Source organism: Rhodohalobacter sp. 8-1, from assembly GCF_038150125.1.
In the GTDB taxonomy this organism is placed as follows: Bacteria; Bacteroidota; Rhodothermia; order Balneolales; family Balneolaceae; genus SW132.
In genome coordinates this window covers 21,639-42,807 of record NZ_JBBVMF010000010.1, presented here as the reverse complement: position 1 = coordinate 42,807, position 21,169 = coordinate 21,639, and the positions used below count along the sequence as shown (strand labels likewise).

11 protein-coding genes are annotated in these 21,169 nt (G+C 46.1%); 2 read left to right on the top strand and 9 right to left on the bottom strand.

All coding sequences use genetic code 11. The features are described 5' to 3' along the window. Positions 1–69 precede the first annotated feature (69 nt). The 3 genes from AABW11_RS11575 to nadC form a co-directional block, all read right to left on the bottom strand. Complete coding sequence (locus tag AABW11_RS11575; RefSeq protein WP_340105259.1) at positions 70–3,423, bottom strand: TonB-dependent receptor; 3,354 nt, start codon at positions 3,421–3,423, stop codon at positions 70–72. Between the two features lie 786 nt (positions 3,424–4,209). Then, positions 4,210–5,322 carry a quinolinate synthase NadA gene (gene nadA, locus AABW11_RS11570; protein WP_340105258.1) on the bottom strand — a complete coding sequence of 371 codons (1,113 nt, stop codon included), beginning with the start codon at positions 5,320–5,322 and terminating at the stop codon, positions 4,210–4,212. A gap of 182 nt (positions 5,323–5,504) precedes the next feature. After that, on the bottom strand, positions 5,505–6,383 hold the full coding sequence (nadC, locus tag AABW11_RS11565; protein ID WP_340105257.1) for a carboxylating nicotinate-nucleotide diphosphorylase: 879 nt from the start codon (positions 6,381–6,383) through the stop codon (positions 5,505–5,507). A 352-nt stretch (positions 6,384–6,735) separates the two neighbouring features. Here nadC and AABW11_RS11560 point away from each other — a divergent pair, with 352 nt between their 5' ends. Then, positions 6,736–7,887 carry a cysteine desulfurase family protein gene (locus AABW11_RS11560; protein WP_340105256.1) on the top strand — a complete coding sequence of 384 codons (1,152 nt, stop codon included), beginning with the start codon at positions 6,736–6,738 and terminating at the stop codon, positions 7,885–7,887. A 557-nt stretch (positions 7,888–8,444) separates the two neighbouring features. Continuing rightward, positions 8,445–9,785, top strand: a complete 1,341-nt coding sequence (locus AABW11_RS11555) for a Kelch repeat-containing protein (protein WP_340105255.1) — start codon at positions 8,445–8,447, stop codon at positions 9,783–9,785. A gap of 366 nt (positions 9,786–10,151) precedes the next feature. Here AABW11_RS11555 and nadB read toward each other — a convergent pair whose 3' ends face one another. The 6 genes from nadB to AABW11_RS11525 all read right to left on the bottom strand — a co-directional run bounded on the left by nadB (position 10,152) and on the right by AABW11_RS11525 (position 20,891). After that, positions 10,152–11,747 (bottom strand): L-aspartate oxidase, encoded by a 1,596-nt coding sequence (gene nadB, locus AABW11_RS11550; RefSeq protein WP_340105254.1) that lies wholly within the window; start codon positions 11,745–11,747, stop codon positions 10,152–10,154. Positions 11,748–13,034: 1,287 nt separating this feature from the next. Next, entirely contained in the window at positions 13,035–13,889 is an 855-nt protein-coding gene (locus tag AABW11_RS11545) for a hypothetical protein (RefSeq protein WP_340105253.1), read from the bottom strand. A gap of 178 nt (positions 13,890–14,067) precedes the next feature. Next, on the bottom strand, positions 14,068–15,369 hold the full coding sequence (locus AABW11_RS11540; protein WP_340105252.1) for a hypothetical protein: 1,302 nt from the start codon (positions 15,367–15,369) through the stop codon (positions 14,068–14,070). Between the two features lie 12 nt (positions 15,370–15,381). Then, on the bottom strand, positions 15,382–16,398 hold the full coding sequence (locus AABW11_RS11535; protein ID WP_340105251.1) for a PorV/PorQ family protein: 1,017 nt from the start codon (positions 16,396–16,398) through the stop codon (positions 15,382–15,384). A 10-nt stretch (positions 16,399–16,408) separates the two neighbouring features. Beyond that, positions 16,409–19,351 carry a TonB-dependent receptor gene (locus AABW11_RS11530; protein ID WP_340105250.1) on the bottom strand — a complete coding sequence of 981 codons (2,943 nt, stop codon included), beginning with the start codon at positions 19,349–19,351 and terminating at the stop codon, positions 16,409–16,411. A 10-nt stretch (positions 19,352–19,361) separates the two neighbouring features. After that, positions 19,362–20,891, bottom strand: a complete 1,530-nt coding sequence (locus AABW11_RS11525; RefSeq protein WP_340105249.1) for a hypothetical protein — start codon at positions 20,889–20,891, stop codon at positions 19,362–19,364. Positions 20,892–21,169: the final 278 nt, after the last annotated feature.

Sequence of the window (21,169 nt, the reverse complement as noted above, 5' to 3'; positions counted from 1 at the left end):
TATCAATAAAAAAAAGGAGATGCCCGAACGAGCACCTCCCTTTTGAAAGGTCAGATTAAATTGTGTGGATTAGAAACTATACCGAACTCCAACCTGTGCCAGCCAGCGTGAACTGTAGGTGCTTGAATCCTGCAGATTCTGGTCAAAATAATCCTCTTCTGTTTCCACACCGTCTGGTATGATCACATCATAAACCGGCGTCAAATCTCCGGCTTCGGGATTACGGAACCGTTCAAACCGCACCAGTGATCTTCTCGTACCGAAATCGGATCGTTTACCCCAGTTAGCATCAAATATTTCACCAAGCAGGTTGGTAAGGTTAAAAAAGTCAAGCGTGAGTTCAACTTTTTGGCGACGATTGAATACGTCTGCGAACAACTCCTGACGTATTTTTAAGTCAATCACAAACTCCATCGGAGTGCGGCTTCCATTTCGTTCTGCATACTTACCTCTGCGGCCGTCCAAATAGTCACTGCTGCTGATATAACGATCCAGCTCTTCAGCTTTCGCCTGCTGCTCGGCGGGAGTACCTGTAAACGCAAGTTCAGAGGCGTCGTTTGGCACATAAAAAAGTGCTGTACTACCTCCATTTTCGCCTATCATATCGTCACTGCTTGCAATGGCGTAGGAAAACGGACGGCCTGAGCTGGCTTCCATAAAGAGCGACACGGATGTGGCAAGGTTGCCAAGGAACTCTTTCCTGTAGTTTATAGAACTGATCAACCTGTGGCCCAGCGAAAAGTCCGACCGGGAAACTTCCAGGTTATTGGATCCATTCACGTTTTCAATCCCTTCCCAGATGGAATTCAGTTGAGAAGATGTACCGTCGTTCAGGGCATATGAGTCCCCATACGTATAAGAAACGCTTGTAATAAGCGACTGACCGAACTGCTTGCGCAAAGTTGTTGATATATCAAAACTGTAGCCTTTGCTGGTATTACCTACGCGGTGAATATTTTGATATCGGTCGTCAATCAAAGTAGCACTGTTATCGACAACTTCATTATCATCAAATCCATACGCATAGACAGGACGATTATCTGGCCCATCTAAGGTTTCATTTGCGGGACGCAGGTTTATATTTGTAATGTTGATATTGCTCACATTCTTAGTGAACTGCGCTTCGAGTGACCCAACTATACCATACGGCAGTACTTGATCAACGCCAAGGCTTGACCTCCACACGCGTGGATATTTAAAATCTTCTTCAAAGATTTCCAGGCGACCGCTTGGAATAAGCTCATCCTCAGATCTTCCGTAATCTTCTAGTGTAAGACCGTTCTGCGGGTCAGGCCGAAATTCATTTCTCCCAAACTGTGAAAGGATTCCGGTGTTTGCACCATTATTCAGATACATTCCACCGGGCCATACAAACGGCACACGTCCTAAAAATAATCCGGAACCGCCCCGTACCTGGGTTTGCTCGTTGTCAAAAACATCCCAGTTGAAACCAACGCGTGGGGAGATATAAAGCTGAGCTGATGGCGGTTCACCTGGCTTGGCTCCTTTCAAATCGTAAAACTGTTCGAGATCAGGAATTGTGGTTTCAAACACATCAGGAGCAAAACGGGGGCTTGTGGCAAGACCGGGAACATCAAATCGAAGACCGCTTGACACACGCAGGTTTGGGTTCACCTGCCATTCATCTTCTACATACAGTCCAAACTGAAACGCTTTAAATGCCCCGATATTCTCGGAATTATCCCCAACATTAGATTCGTCACCTACTAATGAAAAACCTCGCAGTACGAAAGATAGTGGCGGCTCAATATTCGGATCATTCACGGCGCGAACGGCATCCTTGAATTCATCAACACCTGAACCGTCTCCATTCCTGTCTTCAAAAAAGTACCAGCCGAAATTAAACGGAATAAAAAGGTTTGCAATGTCATAGAACTCATTGTGCGTTCCAATCGTAAGTGTATGGTCTCCCGCGAAAATGTTGAAATCATTCGTAATCGAGAATATATCCTGCTCTAAGATATTAGCCGTTGAGAAAGGTTCATTACCGAGAAAGATATCACCATCGCCGTCTTCAATATTCACCGTCGGAAACCGCTCTCCGTTTACATTCCGGTCATCACGAACTCTCGTGTATCCGAAGAGCAACTTATTTGCATAGTTATTGCCAAACGTACTGCGAAGTTCAACAGAGGAAGAGTTGGTTGTACTGGGAAATACTTCGTTGCGACCAGCGTAATTCAGGCTTCTATTTGTACTTCGAAACGCATCCGTATTTTCTGCATTTGAGTAGCTGTGACGAGCAACAAGCTTATGATCCTTGCTGATATTCCAGTCAATTTTGAGGAGTACTTTTTCATCATCCAGCTGTGAATTCTTATCGCCAAACGTACCCGGATCATAGTTTACCTGGTTAACCAAAAATTGGCGCAGATCTTCTGCACCGTCAATCCCGGCCTGTCCTGCATAGGTTCCTACAAACGGCTGTGGTGTTTCCGACCGGAGAAGTTCAATATTAGCAAAGAAAAATAGTTTATTCTTTACGATGGGCCCTCCAAGACGGAGACCGTAACGATTATTGGAGAACTCAGGCAGACGTTCCCTGTCGCTGTCGTCTAGATTTTCAAAGCCATCGATAATTGCACTGGGTGTTTTACCCGCCAGTCCTTCATTCCGATTGAAGTAGTAGATTGAACCTTCATACTGGTTGGTTCCGCTTCGAGTAATCGCGTTAATCGCTCCGCCGGTAAATCCACCCTGTGTTACACTGTATGGCGAGAGATTGATCTGAAATTGTTCAATCGCATCCATACTGATCGGCGTGGATCCTGTCTGTCCCCCGTTCGTTCCCTGTGCTGACAAACCGAAAACATCGTTACTAACAGCACCATCAATAAAGATAGAATTGTAGCGGTTGTTTTGTCCTGCTATGGAGATCGAAGGGCCATCATCGTCATCATTTCCAACAAAGGCCTGGGGAGTTAAACGCGTAAAATCTGCAAGATCACGGCCTACCGTAGGTGCAGCGTCTATTTCCTGCTGACGAACATTTCGGCCAACGCCGGTTTTTCTGCGGTCAAACACATCGCCGGAAGCTACCACCTGAACTTCACCAAGTTCTGCAGCATCTTCCGCCATCTCTACGTTAAGTGTGTATGTCTCACCCAATTCAAGAAAAATATCCTCTCTTTCAAAAGGGGCATAACCTATAAAGGTAATCCTTACCGCATATGGGCCGCCCACACGCATATTGCGAATCGTAAAGTTCCCATTCGGGTCTGTGGCATTACCGTACTGGCTACCGGATGGTGTGTGAGTTACCTGGACACTTGCACCTGGCAGCGGTTCTCCATTGGTGTCTGTCACCGTACCTTTCATTGAGGATGAGGTTACGCCCTGTGCCAAACCGAGGACAGGCAAAAAGAATAATGGGATCAGATAGATAAGTAGTCTTCGAAACATAGCACAAATTTAGTTTGGGGTTATAAACATTTTGTTTTCTTCAATTGAAGTCCCCAAAATAACAGGCCAATATTAACTAAAAATTATCCATGCCAATCTTTAATTTCTCTTGGCAGCTAAGTCTATTGGATATTGATTAAGCGCAACCCAATTATGCGCAAGAAGTTATGCTGAACATTCAGACAATTATTCACAAATTCACGGTGATTTTTCTTCAGTCACTCTAAAATTCCTGTGCTAGAATTCACGGAATCGATCTGCGGGATTCCTCATCATACCAGCGGTTTTTCATAAATATGGCATGTCTATTGGCATCGAGAGGCATGGATACAGTCATAAAATTTGTTTAGGCAACTTAGTTCAGATCCACCTCGAGACATGCCATGTTTGGCTGGGAACTTACTCGTCTGCACGCTGCTTCTGCAGGCTGACGAGTAGATATGGCTTGAAACCTAGTTCAGGAGATCTCCCTCATCAAACCAATGGACCTTAATCTACCCGACAGACGGCAACAACAGCCGTCAGCCGGGGACCTCGTCTGCACACTGCTTCCGCTCCGAAGGAGTCCCTCACGGGGCGGGCTGACGAGCGGGTGTGACTCGAAAGTAACTCGTAATCACTAATCCAACGGCTTCTCAAAAACATGGCATGTCTATTGCCATCGAGACGTGTAAAGCCATCCCTAAATTTGATTAGGCAACTGAGTTCAGGTTCCTCTCGAGACATGATGCCATGTTTGACTGGCAACCTACCCGACAGATGGCAACTGCAGCATTCAGCCGGGGGTCATGACCGTTCCAGCATCCGGTTCAGGGCCAGCACCGCGTGTTCGCGGATCTCCTCCGGCACCTTTATTTGGTTCACTACCTCGCCTTTCTCCAGCATTTCGAGAGACCACAGAAGGTGCGGAAGGTCGATACGGTTCATGGTAAGGCAGGGGCAAAGGAATGGATTCAGCGACACAATCTCTTTATCGGGATTCTCTTTGATCAGCCGGTTCACCAGGTTCATCTCTGTACCGATGGCCCATTTACTGCCGGCCGGGGCATTCTCAATCGTATCGATGATAAACGACGTGGAGCCGTCCATATCAGACGCCTGAACCACATCATACGTACATTCCGGGTGGACCAGCACCGTTATCTCCGGATCTTTCTTTTTCAGGTTTTCGATATGCTTGATGTTGAATTTCTCATGAACTGAGCAGTGACCTTTCCACAGGATTACTTTTACATCCTGAAGATCTTCTCCTTCAAATTCAAACCGGTGGCCTATTGGATCCCAGACCGCCATCTCATCGAGCGAAAGACCGAGATCGAATGCCGTGTTTCGGCCCAGGTGCTGATCGGGCAGAAATAGAATCCGCTCTTTTTGGGTAAACGCCCACTCCAGCATTTTTTTTGCGTTGGATGATGTAACCGTGGCACCACCATTTTTGCCTACAAATGATTTAATTGCAGCGGTGGAGTTTACATAAGTGAGAGGCAAAATCGTATCCCCGAATGTGTCCTGCATCGTCTGCCAGCCCTGTTCGGTTTGATCGATATCCGCCATATCCGCCATGGAGCAGCCGGCACGCATATCGGGCAAAATTACCTTTTGATGGTCGGACGTGAGCATATCTGCTGTTTCGGCCATGAAATGAACACCGCAAAACACGATAAATTCCGCCTCATCCATGGCGGTACAGATCCGAGCCAGCTTTAGCGAATCGCCCCGGGCGTCGGCAAAATCAATCACCTCATCTTTTTGATAGTGATGGCCCGGCATAAACAGCCGGTCGCCAAATGCTTCTTTGATCTCGATTATCCGCGCCCGCATCTCTTCTTCAGAAAGAATGCTGTAGCGTTCGGGCAGAGTAAATGTTTGTTCTTTTTCTAAGAAGTCAAGAGCTTCCATTGTGGTTTGATAGAGTTATTGATAAGTATCTTTTTACGAATTTAATTGAATCTTTGAGTGGTCAACTCCCCCTTAGAAAAGGGGGACTGAGGGGGATGTACACACGAATTTTCCAAGGGCAATGAACACCCCTCTCAATCTCCCCTTGTTAGGGGAGAGTAACTCATATAATATTATTTAGTTCATCCATTCACATTCTTTATCGTCCCGCTAAGCATAAAGCTAATATCAAGAGCGGATACGGAATGTGTAACAGATCCGATGGAGATATAGTGCGCACCGCAATTCTTAAATTTTCCAATGGTTTCGGAGGTCATTCCGCCACTCAGCTCTATGATTATACGATCCGGTATTAGCGCGGTAAGTTTCTTCGCCGATTCCGGCGTTTGGTTGTCCAGCATAATGATATCTGCGCCTGAATCAATCGCTTCCATTACCTGGGCCTCCGTTTCACACTCCACTTCAACTTTCACCATTAATCCAGCCTGTTTTCGGGCCAGTTCAACCGCTTTCGAGATCGATCCAGCCGCCGCAATATGATTATCTTTAATCATCACCCCGTCATCCAACCGCATCCGGTGATTGAATCCACCCCCACAACGTACGGCATATTTTTGAAGAGCACGTAAACCCGGCAATGTTTTACGTGTATCGCACACACGGGTTCTGCTGCCCTCTAATTCTTTTACTGCAAGAGACGTTTTTGTAGCAATTCCACTGAGATGCTGCAAAATATTTAGAATCACTCTCTCACTGGTCAGCAGTGCGCGGACCGATCCATCGACCCTTGCGATACAGTCTCCCTGTTCAACATGATCACCATCATGCACCATGTGCTGTACTTCCACAGTTTCATCGAGGATCTGATATCCCAGCAGGATCGAATCAACACCAGAGATCACCCCGTCCGCTTTCGCTATAAATTCACCTTTGATGAGCTTATCCGGCAAAATAGTGCTGCTGATATCACCAAAGCCAAAATCCTCTTCAAAACCTGACTGAAGAGTTTGTTTCAGAGAGAGAATGGGCGGATTAAAACTACTGTTGTTATGAGTAATCAAAGCGATGCTTCATGCATGTTGTTAAATGAGATTGATACTAAAGTTACGTAAATTTTACCTGATTTTAATATCGGCAACACTTGGCCTGACACATTCTGTCGATCGCTCTTTTATTTCCAATTAACACATAACTTTTTGACAAATACAAAGCTTATTTTGGAGTGTCCCCCTTCGAAGGGGGCAATGGGGGATGATCATTTATACTTTAGAATCAACCCATGGTCAATTTTAAGTCTCAGAAAGTCATCCCCCAGCTCACTCCGTTCGCTTCCCCCTTCAAAGGGGGACTTTTATCTTTCCAACCCAGAGGGTCGGGAAATTAAACCACTTTAGATTAATTTCAACTCTACTGATGATCTATCTTGATTACGCCGCTACCACCCCGATGAGTTCCACCGCTATCGACGCCTACCAACTAGCTGCAGAGAAATTTTTTGCGAATTCCAACAGCCTGCATGATGAGGGGTCAAACGCTTCAGGTGCGCTGGAAGGGTCACGAAAACTGCTGGCTTCTATTATTGGTGTTTCGCCAACCGGACTCCATTTCACCGGCAGCGGCAGTGAAGCCGCATTCCTGGCAATTTACGGCCTCGTGATGGCAAACCGTGAAAAGGGCAGGCACATTATTACTTCACGGGCCGAGCACAGCTGTATAAGAAACAGCTTCAATTGGCTGAAAGAGCATCATGGGTTTGAAGTTTCGTTTATTTCGAGTACCGGCAACGGTGTCATCAACATGGATGAACTGGAGAATGAAATTCGCCCTGACACGGTGCTTGTATCTGTTCAGCACGTAAATTCCGAGACCGGAGCGATCAACCCTCTGTCGGAAATCGGAGAGCGTCTTTGCAACCACCCCGCTGCATTTCACAGCGACTGCGTACAAAGTTTTTGTAAGCTCGGTGTGTCACCCGCAGAATGGGGACTTGATGCCATCAGTCTTTCCGCCCATAAAATTCATGGGCCCAAAGGTCTCGGAGCCGCTTACATTCATCCCCGGGTTCGGTGGACTCCATTTATTCCGGAGACTAACCAGGAGCATGGGTTTCGCCCTGGTACGGTGGATGTGCCTGCTGTTGTATCATTTGCAGCTGCCGCTCGGGAACTTGATCAGCAGCGCGAAGAAAACTTAGAACATGTGCATAGGTTGAAGCAGCGGTTCATCACACAGCTGCGCAGCCACTGTGGTGATGCCGCCCGGTTTGAAGGAGACCCTGAACAATCCTCGCCCTATATTTGCGGTTTAAGGGTACAGGGCATGGAAGGCCAGTTTGCGATGCTGCAGTGCAGCCAAAAAGGTGTCGGCATCTCTACAGGAAGCGCCTGCCAGATAAACGAACAACAACCCTCTGCCACTATGCTGGCTATGGGATATGAACCGGAAGAAGCCAAACAATTCATACGCATCTCCTTCGACCCGGCCACCACCGCCGATGAGGTCAATAAAGCCGCAGAGGTGCTGGCCGATGTGCTGAAATCTCACCTGGAACATGTAAAATTGTGATCTTCATTGCCAGTTAAATTATTGGGAGAGAATTACCTTAGTCTTCATTTATATCAGATACTTGTTAACTCAATTTTGGTTCTACCGAAAAGTTTGTGGGTACATGAAATAATCCGAAGCACAGTTTCAATAGACTAAATGAGTTATTCAGAAGGATAACCCAAGTATCTGATAGAACAAAATATGTTGCTTTTACAGATTCTTCATAAAACGGAAAACCACCGTTTTATTCAGAATGACAATGATTCGGCAGGGGATGTCGGGCGGCGTGATGACAATGCGATATTGAAAATGACGAATGTGCTCACGCCGCCCCCGCACGAACCAACGAGCGTGTCATCCTGATCGAGCCATTGTAGTTGATGGCGAAGAGAAGGATCTTGAAAAGCAATAGCCGATATTATGGGGAAATTTTGAACATGTTCTTAGCAATTATTCACATATTTGCCATCAACCCACAAACTTTCCGGTAGAACCTCAATTTTAAAATCGACCCAGATTTTAAGCTGCTCTTTTAAATGACTATACTCTGATAAACACCATTGACCCATATACTTATGTCCCGGAAATTTTTATTTATCTCTCTGCCACTCATTTTCGTTTTTATACTCACATTCACCCATGAGTTAAATGCACAAACCTATAACTGGCATCCGCTTGAAGCTGAAGGAAATGCAACCGAGCGTCATGAAAATGCCCTTGTAAAAGCCGGCAATAAAATTATTCTGATAGGCGGCCGAGGATTGAAAGCGATTGATATCTACGATACCCAAGCAAAAGAGTGGACGGAAGGCACTCAACCACCATTTGAAATTCATCATATCCAGGTGGTGGAATTAGATGGTCTTGTATACGTAGTTGGAGCAATGACCGGCGGCTGGCCATATGAAACATCGCTTTCGCATATTCTTATTTATGATCCTGTTCTGGATGAATGGGCCATCGGGCCGGAAATTCCAGCCGAACGGAGAAGAGGAGGAGCCGGAGCGGTTGTATATAACGACAAGATTTATCTGGTGTGCGGCATCATTAACGGTCATACATCCGGCTGGGTAAACTGGTTCGATGAATTTAATCCTAAAACAAACGAGTGGAGAAAACTTCCAAACGCTCCAAGAGCACGTGATCATCTTCACGCAGCAGTCGCAGATAACAAATTAGTCGTAGCAGGCGGACGTCGTTCAGGATATGAAGGAGGTGGATTTGAAACAACGGTTAAGCAGACAAATGTCTATGATTTTGAAACCGGAGAATGGACTGAACTCTCATCACCCGAAGGTGATATTCCAACAGAACGGGCTGGTATTGCGGCAGCTGTTCACAACGGACATGTTTTGATTATTGGTGGTGAAAGCGGAATTCAGCAAACTGCACACAACGAAGTGGAGATTCTGGATTTGTCGACTGAAACATGGGAATCCCTGCCCTCTTTACAGCGTGGGCGTCATGGTACCCAGGCCATCTATTTCGATAATATGATCGTTACCGGCGCAGGTAGCGGTGATCGCGGTGGGGGCCCCGAACTAACGTCATTTGAAATTTTCTCGTCTGAAGAAAACCCCGATATTCCTGATAATCCGCTTACAAAAGCCGAACTCACTATTACATCCGAAAAGATCGTTTTTTCTGAAAATAGTTCTGGCAGTCAAGAACTCACACTCAGCAGCCAAAACGGGAATCAGGCCAGTTTAATCGAGTACATTCAATTAGATAATACAAGCGATTTTACTATTAATTTACCGATGAAAACGCCATTCGTACTAACTCCCGGACATCAAATTCCGATAGAAATAACCCGGAATAGCAGCAGTACCGGCAGTTCCGAGGCCACTTTATTCGTAAAATCTCTCGGCGGTTCCGAACCACTGACTGTGACTATTTCTGTGGCGGACCAGTGAGATACACTGATTTAAAGAATTGTACGATTTCCGATTTTTGATTTCCGATCTAACGCCTCTCCCATCCATGGCGCGTGCAGTTGCGCGGTAGGGAGGGGAGACACAGAGGGGTGGGTTCGCCGGGTTCATCGAATAGCACATTTACAATTTTAAACGTCTTGTCTATACCAGTCCAATTTACTTTATTCCAATGCTCTATCAATACAACACCCATCCCAAACAAAATCGTAAAATCAAAAATCGTTATGGCTATACATCCAAGATCATTCTACAAGGCAACCATCGAATTCTCCCTGATTTAACGATTTGTAAGATTTCCGATTTTTGATTTTCGAACTAACGCCTCTCCCCTCCATGCGGAGTGGTTTACGACGGAGGGAGAGGAGAGCGAGAGTGGTGGGTTAAATCAATATTATAAAACGTGCCACGATTCTCTTTCTGCTCCATCGACTGTCGTATAATCAGCCAGGATACGTTGATCATATTGCGTAATTCACCAAGCTGCGGAGACAGCGTAGTCGTTCTGTAGAGCTCTTCAGTCTCTTCATAAATAACCTTAAGGCGCTTTTCAGCCCTCTTCAGACGTTCGTTTGAGCGAACAATTCCGATGTAGTTATTCATCAGCCGCTTAACTTCTTTTTGGTTATGATTGATCAGCACCCACTCTTTAGGGGCGGTGGTGCCTTCGGTTTTCCAGTCGGGCAAGTCAGGCAGAGGCTCGTAAATGTCCAGGTTTTTAATAATATCTTTAAAACATCGATCGGCAAACACCAGTGCCTCAAGCAGCGAGTTCGATGCAAGGCGGTTTGCTCCGTGCAGTCCGGTCTGTGCCACTTCGCCGCAGCAATACAACCGGCTGATTGTGCTTCTGCCCCACTCGTCGGATTCAACCCCGCCACACATATAGTGAGCGGCGGGAGCTACGGGAATCATGTCTTCAGCAACATCAATACCATACTCGTTGCATGTATCGTAAATCGTAGGAAAGTGTGATTTAAACTCTTCCATATCCAGATCGCGACAATCGAGATAGACATGCTCCTTTCCGCGGGCTTTCATTTCGGTATCTATGGCACGCGCCACAATATCCCGTGATGCCAGTGATCCGCGTTCATCATACTTTTTCATAAACGGTTTGCTGTCGCCGGTTTTCAGAATTGCCCCGAAGCCCCGGACCGCCTCTGAAATCAGAAAGGCACGATCCCCTTTGCTGCCGTAAAGCGCTGTAGGGTGAAACTGGATAAACTGCATGTGGCTCACTTCTGCTTTGGCTCGGTATGCCATCGCCACCCCGTCGCCGGTGGCAACCTGTGGATTGGTTGTGAGGTCATAAACCTGCCCGGCCCCGCCTGATGCAAGAATGGTAGCACCCGCCGAGATTTTCATCACCTGGTTATTTTTCAGGTTCATCACGTACACGCCAAAACATTTTGTGTCTTTCCGTCTGCGGGTTACTTTTTCACCAAAATGATGCTGTGTGATCAGGTCAACCGCAAAATGGTGCTCCAGGATCTCTACATTATCAAGCGTCCTGATTTTCTTGACGAGTGATCGCTGAATTTCATAGCCGGTCATATCCCTGTGATGCAGGATCCGCTTCGCCGAATGTGCACCTTCAACTCCAAGCTGGTACTCACCATCCGGATCTTTATCGAACCTGACACCCATATCCACAATTTCACGCAGGCGTTCCGGTCCTTCTTCTACCACAATCTTCACCACTTCCTCATCGCACAGTCCATCACCCGCAATGAGTGTGTCCTGGCGATGCTTTTCAAAATCATCATTCAGAAAATCGGTTACCACCGCAATACCGCCCTGCGCATACTTGGTGTTACTTTCGATGAGCACATCTTTTGTAATGATGGTAATTGATTTTTCAGGTTTGGAGAGAGCCATTTTCACGGCAAAACTTAAACCGGCAATACCGGAACCGATAACCAGGATATCTGTTTTTATCAAAATAGTTCTGTTTGATGTTGAATCATGCACAAGATACGCACACGGCCCGAAAACATCTTAAGATACTATTTCATTTCGGATGTTGTGAGAATCTTCGGCCCCCACTTCTGCCTCGACCCAATATGCGAGGTATTTTATTTCTCCCATTCGGCGAAGGGGACAGCGACAATCGCGCCCAGCGATTTCGCAGGGGTGGGTCCCGCGGCATCCGGCGTGAATGGCTGCTCTCTATGATTTAATGATTTGTGATTTCCGATATTTGATATTCGATGTAGATCTAACGCCTCTCTCCATAAGTGCTAACTGTAATGATAGTTGAGAAACTTCGCAGAATTAGACTGTCCAATAAGAGCTCATTCCGAAGTAGAGGGACGGGATATATAGTCATTAAAATCAGGAGGTCTCGGGTCCGGAATGACGTCATGGATAACTTTTCGCAATACCGCGCTCTTTTTGGGCAGTCCCAGACACATTGAAACAATAATTACATTGTTCATCATTTTTAAGTGAGCGCTTATACCTCTGCCCCGTCCAAACATGCGATGTATTTTATTTCTCCCATGATTTAACGATTTGTAAGTGTTTCGATGTGCGTATTTTTGATCTGAATTACTCCCATTCGGCGAAGGGGACAGCGACAATCGCGTCCAGCGATTTCGCAGGGGTGGGTCCCGCGGCATCCGGCGTGAATGGCTGCTCTCTATAATTTAAAGATTTGTGATTTCCGATATTCGATATTCGATGTAGATCTAACGCCTCCCTCCATAAGTGCTTACTGTAATGATAGTTGAGAAACTTCGCAGAATTAGACTGTCCAATAAGAGCGTCATTCCGAAGCAGAGGGACGGGATATCCATTCATTGAAATCAGAAGATCTCGGATCCGGGATGACGTTATGGATAACTTTTCGCAATACCGCGCTCCTTTTGGGCAGTCCCAGACACATTGAAACAATAATTATATTGTTCATCATTTTTAAGTGAGCGCTTATACCTCTGCCCCGTCCAAACATGCGATGTATTTTATTTCTCCCATGATTTAACGATTTGTAAGTGTTTCGATGTGCGTATTTTTGATCTGAATTACTCCCATTCGGCGAAGGGGACAGCGACAATCGCGTCCAGCGATTTCGCAGAGGTGGGTCCTGTGGCATCCGGCGTGAATGGCTGCTCTCTATGATTTAATGATTTGTGATTTCCGATATTTGATATTCGATGTAGATCTAACGCCTATCGCCTACAGGCGGAGTACATTTCGATGCAGGGAGGAGAGAACTAGAAAGGTGGCTCAATACAACTCAGTAAACCTGACGGGATACCCTGTGGTTGATTCATAACCCAGGTCATCAACAATCTGTACGTCAAGGACTGAAACTATGCCCCGCTCTCTCATTAACTCAGAAAATATAGTGCTGGCAATTCCAAGAAACAATGCGTTACTACCCTGACCATAAATATAAAATCCACTGTTTGGCCGTTCATGTGCTTCCATATGGAATTTATAGTGATTGGCAAACTCATGCTGCTCTGAATGGTTTACGTAGATGTTGCCAATGTAATTTGCCATGCCCTTTTCAACTACGATTGAATGCCCCGGCATATAAAACGGTGATGAGATATCTGAGGTCCCGTCCTGTCTCCTCCAAACCACAGTTTGAAGGCCATATTCACCGGAATCAATGCAGTAGCGGAATGGCTTGTCAGGTTCAATCCTGAACATAACCGGATCATTGCCTGAACCGATCTCGCTTAGATAAAACTCATAGTAATCCGTACGTAGCCTTGAATCGGGATATTCTCCTTGAATCACCGTGCCTGTTGAGTCAATCAGGCTGTGTAAATCATCATACTTGTAAAACTCAGGTTCCGGATTATTTGCCATACTCCTGCGGTCTTCATCAAACATAACGCCCTCTTCGGAAAGCTCAAGAATTCTCCCTTTTCTGTATTCAAAATTACGCCCAACGGATCGCTCAACAAGCAGAGGGGCATCGCCAATCCATTTATCCGTTTCAAACAAATGACCTTCAAGAGTTGCTGTACAGGCGCTTTCTCCTTCTTTATATTTTTGAAGTTTGTCAACCGGCGAGCAGCCAGCCAGGTATATGAAGACCACAAAGAAAACAGTAAAATAGAATCTCATGACTGAAAGCTTATTCTGAAGATTATTTCAAGAATGTACTAAAACAGTTCTAAACTTTCCATTACCCGGCCGCAAGAGAATTTTCAGGGATTAACATATAATCAACACTATCAACAAAAAACCCCAACCGTTGATAACGATTGGGTTTTAGAATATCATCAAATGTTCTTAGCGCGGCTTACTCGAAATCGGTCGTAAGCTTGTAACGTGCAATCCGGTTGTTACCGGTGTCTGCTACATATAATATTTCATCATAGTAGGCCACGCCACTGGGAGAGTTGAATTGGCGCGGACCGTTGCCCAAACTTCCAAACGAGACGATGAGGTTACGGCTTCTATCAACGGCAGCCGGCGGGGGATCTATTCCTTCCTGCCCATTCGGCTTAAACTGGTATAGTCTGTGCTGAGCTTTGTCTACAACAAAAATATACCCTGTTTGATCACCTGCTACGGCAAGGCCTGCAGGGTCTTCAAACTTTCCCTCTTCATACAAAAACCCATCAGTCCTTGAGGTATCCCGCTCCAGGAAGCTTTGATTTGGCTGGAATTCAGTTCCACTGGGTGTTTCAACAACATTAACCTGCAATACCCGAAATGCAATACTCTGATTGGATGCACCTTGTGACATCAGGAAATTCTTGTTTTCCGGAAAGACATCCCGTTGTGGTGGATTCACAAATGTTGTGATATCACTCAGGTTAATAGCGCTTGTCAGCGACGGTGTTCCGGGATTCAGTGCCTGGAACTGGTTACTGTTGTTCATTTTGCCTGTTGGTTCGCCATTTTCGAGTTGCGGAACAAATTCTAAAACAGTGTTGTCAGGTGCTTCAATAACATTCAGATTATTTCGGGGACCGCGCCTTGAAATGTAGATATTATTGTTTCTGAGTACGCCAACACCTGTAAATTCAACAAGCTCATCATTATCGCCCCTCGAACGGTCCAGCCTAAACTGTTCCAGTGCCGTAGTATTTCGGCTGTTATCAGCAAACGGATGAATAAGCGTATCAACATACGTAATCTCGCCTGCACCATTCAGATTTTTAATTTTATAGACGGCCGGTAAATTCCAGGTCTGATCACCACGTTCACCAGGAAGCTCTGATACAACAGTGTCATAGCGGGCAGTCACGTAAAGGTTTAGCAGCCTGTCTTGAGTCACAGATACAGCTCCGGGCAGTTCAATCGTTCGGCGCGGAGCCAGGTCGGCGCGATCAAGAGCGTGAACACCTTCGGCATCTGTTACGTAAACGAATCCATCAAACCCTACAAACACATCCGTGGGCGCATTGAAATCCCCCCAAAAGGGTGTGAGGGCAGCGTATCCGTCGGTCTGCTCGAGGGTTGGATCAATTCTCCCCTCTTCGAAAATTTCTTCAGTAGTTGAGTTATCTTTTGACCCAAAAATATTGTCACACCCGTAAAACCCGAGTGCAATCAACAAAAATAAACTAATAACGATGGTTTTCCTTCCAATCATAATCATGATATTCTATAACAAAATTCGCAGTGCAACTCTGTGCAGATTCCCGAGTCGTTCGTATGGGCTAAAGGAGTAATCAGCAGCAATCAGGCGTCCGGCAAATGGCACCTTTACTCCAGCCCCTGCACTCGGCAGCTGAATCTCTTCAAACCCAAACTGGTATCCGCCTCTTATAAAAAACTGATCCATATACCCAAGTTCACCGCCAACACTGAGCTGCTCGGCATTATCACTTGGGTTGGTAATCTGTCCCGTAATCACAGCTTTTAGGTTATCTGATTCGTACACATCATAAGCCGCCCCAAGAATAAAACGGGTAGGCAGTGATACATCTTCAAACTCATCTTCCGTTTGTTCACCCTCCAGCGTCAGGCGCCGGGTAGAGCCAAAAGGTGTTCCGTCAAACCCAAAATTATTCAGCCCAACTGCAAACCTGAGGCCGGTATCACCCACTCGGTAGAAGAATCCAAAATCAATCGAGCCTGTGTTTACTTCAACTTCCTCAATCCGTTCGGTTAAGTAGCGTACTGTGAGTCCGTAGCTGAAGAGCTCTGTAACTTCATGGGCTGCCGTCAGGCCGATGGCTGCATGGACGGTTCTGAATGTCCGGCCGGTCCCAAACTGGTCAAATTCGGTAGTCTCAACCATTTCACCCGAGTTGAGGTATTGAACTGCTGCTCCAAACGTGAACGAACGAACGCGGTGAACATACGCCATATATTCCATGGAGATATCAGCAAAATACTCTGTGTGACCCAGCATCAGTTCCGGCGAATCTATCTGGCCGGCAAGCCCGGGATTCCAGTAGAGGCTTGATGCATCCATGGCATCGGCCACATTTGAAAGGCCCATGCCTGAACTCCGTGCATCAGCGGCAATTTTTGTAAACTGGAATCCTGATGTACCCGATCTCGCACCGCCAAAACTGGGAATAAGGCTCTGAGCCATAGATTCCGTAAGCGATACAGATGCAATGACAATCAGAACTGTCGCTATTTTTGTTATCTGTTTTGAAAAATTATTCATGAACAATCGTTTAGAAATTCACGGACAGGCCAAACATGATCTGTCGCTGCTGTAGAAAGTTTGCCGGGTTTAAGTAGGCCGGGATACCGCCATTTCTCGGATCCTGATATCTTGGATCACGGGCCGTATTTGGAAGATCGTACGAACGATCATCTCTGAGCGCAATCAACGCTTCCTGCGATTCGGGATAGTCCGTTTTATACGCTTCTCCGGTCACAGGATTTACAATAGCTGAATTATCATTATTGAATAAGTTGGTGATTTCAAGAAAACCACTGACTCGCACATCGCTAATTGTAAACCACTTTTGAAGATTTAAATCCATGTAAAACCACGATGGGCCTACTTCGCTAAAACGTGCCGCAGGATCCTGAACCTGCTGGTAATTGGGACGCCAGTCGTTGGCACCTGTCACCGGGTTACTGGTAAATCCCTGGAATTCATAAGGCGTGTATCGTATGCCGCTTCTCCATACAGCAGATAAAAACAGGCGGAGCTGATTTAGTGCGTCCACACCAAACATGCCTTCAGCCCTGTCATAGGTAAATGTGGTATTCGCTTTCACATCCCACGGACGGTCCCAAGCAAGCGGAGTTTCTACATTTGCGCCGATGTTCTGCTGACCGCTGATGGCAAGCAAGTTATCATTGTTGGTAGAACTCAATCCTTCGGCACGTGAATAGGTAACTGCGAGCTGCCCCTGGAACCAGTTGCCCAGACGTTTGATATAAGTTCCCTCTAAACCGCGTGATCGTGCATAATCTCCATTCACTCGAAATGCACGGTTTACAGGACGCCCGGTCGGATCCTCAACACGTATCTGCTGGGTCGTCACAAAATCATATTTATCGTTCCAGAATGCCGTCACATTCAGCGCATCATCCTGCGTAATCTGGTATCGGAGACCAATTTCATAGGAGATGTCTACTTCGGGATTCAGGTTCGGATTTCCCAAATCGGCAAATGTTGCCTGGTTTTGATAGAACGGGTCCAGGCTTGTGTACACATATGAAGGGTGGGGAATACGTGATGAGTGACCATAATTGAAGAACAGGACCTGGTTTTCACGCACCGGAAAACTCACGCTGATTTTTGGCAACACACGAAACTTAAATCGCTGACCAAACAGCTTTTGGGTGTCTTCTTTGTACCCTTCACGAATAAAGTCCGGGATCGGTGCTTGTGGGTTATCAACCAGATCATCCACATACTTTCCCGGAGCCCAGTATTCAAATCGAGCACCAATATCGGCTATAAGGCCTCGATAGCGAATCTTATCGTTTACATAAATTGCACCGCGTTTAGGTTTCACACGCCATGCATCAAACCGTTCACCTACACGAGATGTTTCTGAAAATTCACCGGGAGCAATTTCAATCGGGGCCCCAATCCACGGCCGTGTGATATCAATCCACTGGTAATCGTTAAACTTTGATTGAAAACCGATGGTGATCTGGTTCGATCGATCGGCAAAAAACTTGTTATATGAACCCTGAACCGTTATTTCTTCAGCAAAGTGATCGTGCCAGAGCGTTGCTATTCCGCCATTATTGATGAATCCTGAACCAGGCAGAGTGTAGGTATATCCGTCGGTACCCTCAAATTCCTGCGCCGGAAACGTCCGAATACTTTCCGGATCAAATTCGCCGTCCACAATTTCAGGGCGCCAGTCGCGGCCGTTGGCATCGGCTCGCAGACGTGTGAACAGCCGGCTGACCTGGATGTCATAAAATGATGACTGATCTATGGTTTGCGTCCATTTCAGGTACGACAGGTTGCTGTCGTGCGTGTAGGTGTTTGCGTTATCCAGATCTTCCTGAAATGGAAACTGGTATCCCGGCCGGATTTGTACATCGCTTCCCGTAATTTGAAGCATCCGTGTATTCTGATTCACCGTCAGCGACCGCTGGTAGGCTCCTTCAAGCCTCATGCCGGGCTTAATGCGATAAGTCAGTTTCATCATCCCGTTCCAGCGGTTGTCTTGCCGCGGAGAAAGCCGGTTGGTCCCTACGATTGAACTCTGAACCTGGTCGGCCGATGTTTTAGTAAATTCGTTCGATAATGATATCTGGCCGGTAAAGTAGAAATAGAGATTTCCGGGTATATCAAGACCAGCAAGCGGAAGAATTTCTGAGGTGATGGGTTCCGGGCCGCCAAGTGTTAATTCGTAATTATCCGTGTAGAAATTGCTTTGGCGGTTATTATCTTCAAAAAAATTATCGCGTTTGTGGCTGATGGAACCCTCATAGTCTTCAGAGCCATCCCGTGTTTGAACCGATACCACACCCGATGTCACATCACCATATTCGGCCCCGACACCACCTGTTGTTACTTCAACACTACTGAATGCATTCGAGCCGAGATCGAGACCAAACCCGGTACCGGCCAGCGGATCCTGTGCCGATACGCCATCAACTACAAACCCTGTTTCATACGCGCGGCCACCTTTAATATAAATACCGGTTGGATCTTTAATGACCCCGGCCTGCATACCAACCACGTCGTCAATTCGCCTGACGGGAGCCGCTTCAATTTGCTGCCGGCTCATAACGGAACTGGATGTTGATTTTTCCACATCAAAAATGGGAGCTTCACCAACCACGATTATTTCATCTTCGGCTTCGTACGTGGTCGGTGAAATTTCTGCATTCAACTCCGTTGTTTCACCCGCATTCACCTCAATACCGGTAAATATGGTTCGTTCATACCCTATAAAACTAACTTCTATTGTGTAATCGCCCGGGCGTATGTTACTGATTGTATATTCGCCATCGATGTCGGTGGACGCACCAAATGTCGTGCCCCTGATAATAACGTTCACACCGGGTATGGTTTCATCTGTTTCAGAGTCTGTAATTGTGCCGGCAATCGTTCCCCGGTCTTGCGCATAAGCCGCCGTTGCAAAAGCGAGAATACTTAATGTGACTAATAGAGTGGTTTTTAAAAATGTCATAGTCCGATCCTTACTGTTGTGTCGTAAATCCAAGTCGGTTAATCAGTAGCTCCTGAAGCATCGCTTCAACATTATCTTCCTGCCCATCATCTTTAAAATCAATGATTGGGATACCAAAGAAGATTAAGTTTCCTTCGGGATTAATGGCTGCAATTGTACTTGGGCCATCATATCTTTCAAGGCCACCGGGGAAAAAACCTCTCTTTAAAAGTTCAGCCTCATAAAGTGCATCTTCACCATTAAAAGGAATAAAAGGCCAAATTCCGTTATTTAAACCTCCTTGATACGTCATTAACGGGCCACCAGCTAAAGGCCTCACCTCGTAAGAGTCGCGAATCTGGTATCCAGTTTCTCCCCTTGTTGCATCTATTGATACATATCGCTGAATTGGCAGGAAATTGAGCAAGGGATTCGTGCTGCTTTGAACCCGTGACAGTGCATTGAAAAAGACCGTCCCGCCATTGTCAAAGAAGAGTCCCAATATTTCAGGAGCGTAATTTATATTTCGCTGAAGTGAACTAGACACCCAGTAAATGTGATCCCATTGCGCCAATGCGCGGTTCAGAGTTGGGTTAACTATCCTTGGAAATGATGTACTGAGTGGTACAATACCATTCGAACCAAATCCCTCACCCCCGCTAATATCAATTACGTCGGCTGCTATATTGATTCCGGAAAGTTTTGACAGCGTGAACTCTAAATTTTCGTTGCTGGATGAACTTGCGTCATCGTTAAGGATAAGGACATTGGAGGTCTGCCGCTTAAGATACCATTCATAACTCTGTATCTCGCTTTCGGCGAGTGCAGCATCTACGGTTCGTACATATACGGTATTAAGCTGATCGAACTGAAATCCGCTGATCTGAATATTTGTTTCGCGATAGTTTCGGCCGAGATAAACATCTGCAGTTCCCTCACTTTCCCCATCCTGATTAATATCAACGGAGATAAACAGATCCTGCTGATCTTCAGCCTCAATTGGAATTTCAACCCAGCCATTTATACTGTCATTAATGGCAATTTCTGTTCGCTGAACGGTAGGAAGTCCGTCCGGATCAGATATTGACCAGCCAAAGCTTGCGATAGAAAACGTGGTATCAGGCGGGAGCTCCAGCGTATTTAGTTCGGTTACCGGTTTTGAATTTCTCAGCGGGAACTCAATCGATGCCGGATCGGGATCTCTTTTGCCCTCATTATCTATAGCCCGAACGGCGAATAGAACATTTTCGATATCTTCACCGGGTGATATTGGCAGGATAAACACACTGTCTGTTCGGGTTGTGAAACGCCAGTTATCTTCTGATACATCTGAAATGGCATATTCATAGCCATCCACATAGCCATCGGGATCATCTCCCCACCAGGATATATTCACACGACTCGACAGCCTGTTTTCCTCATCAACCTCAATATTATCCACCGTTAAAGATGTATTCGGAGGCTGATTTTCGTTAAGATTTCCATCCAGCGATGTATCGCACGAATTCAGCAAAAGTGCGGCGGCGGCCGTTAGGATCAGAACACGTAAAGTTGTTTGCATCAGGTTTATTTATCTATCCGGTCAAGTAAAATAAAAAAGAATAGAATCGGGGAGTATCCGTCCCCGATTCAGGAAATAAAATAATTCTAAGACCTGACAGCCGCAGGTGCAGCTTTAGCAGTACATGCCCGGTACCTTTCCGGATTTCTGTCAGCGTCGGTTCATAATTTTATTCTTAGGTAACCGCGGGCTTTCCCCCAAGAAATCCCTTCGGAAGACCCGCGATCTGCTATTCCTTGTGAAAGGATTTAATTCTTTAGCAAGATATATATCTCGAA

Coding starts and splice junctions, on each gene's coding strand:
- AABW11_RS11575 (WP_340105259.1), bottom strand. CDS start 3,423: ATGTTTCGAAGACTACTTATCTATCTGATCCCATTATTCTTTTTGCCT.
- nadA (WP_340105258.1), bottom strand. CDS start 5,322: ATGGAAGCTCTTGACTTCTTAGAAAAAGAACAAACATTTACTCTGCCC.
- AABW11_RS11560 (WP_340105256.1), top strand. CDS start 6,736: ATGATCTATCTTGATTACGCCGCTACCACCCCGATGAGTTCCACCGCT.
- AABW11_RS11555 (WP_340105255.1), top strand. CDS start 8,445: ATGTCCCGGAAATTTTTATTTATCTCTCTGCCACTCATTTTCGTTTTT.
- AABW11_RS11545 (WP_340105253.1), bottom strand. CDS start 13,889: ATGAGATTCTATTTTACTGTTTTCTTTGTGGTCTTCATATACCTGGCT.
- AABW11_RS11540 (WP_340105252.1), bottom strand. CDS start 15,369: ATGATTGGAAGGAAAACCATCGTTATTAGTTTATTTTTGTTGATTGCA.
- AABW11_RS11535 (WP_340105251.1), bottom strand. CDS start 16,398: ATGAATAATTTTTCAAAACAGATAACAAAAATAGCGACAGTTCTGATT.
- AABW11_RS11530 (WP_340105250.1), bottom strand. CDS start 19,351: ATGACATTTTTAAAAACCACTCTATTAGTCACATTAAGTATTCTCGCT.
- AABW11_RS11525 (WP_340105249.1), bottom strand. CDS start 20,891: ATGCAAACAACTTTACGTGTTCTGATCCTAACGGCCGCCGCCGCACTT.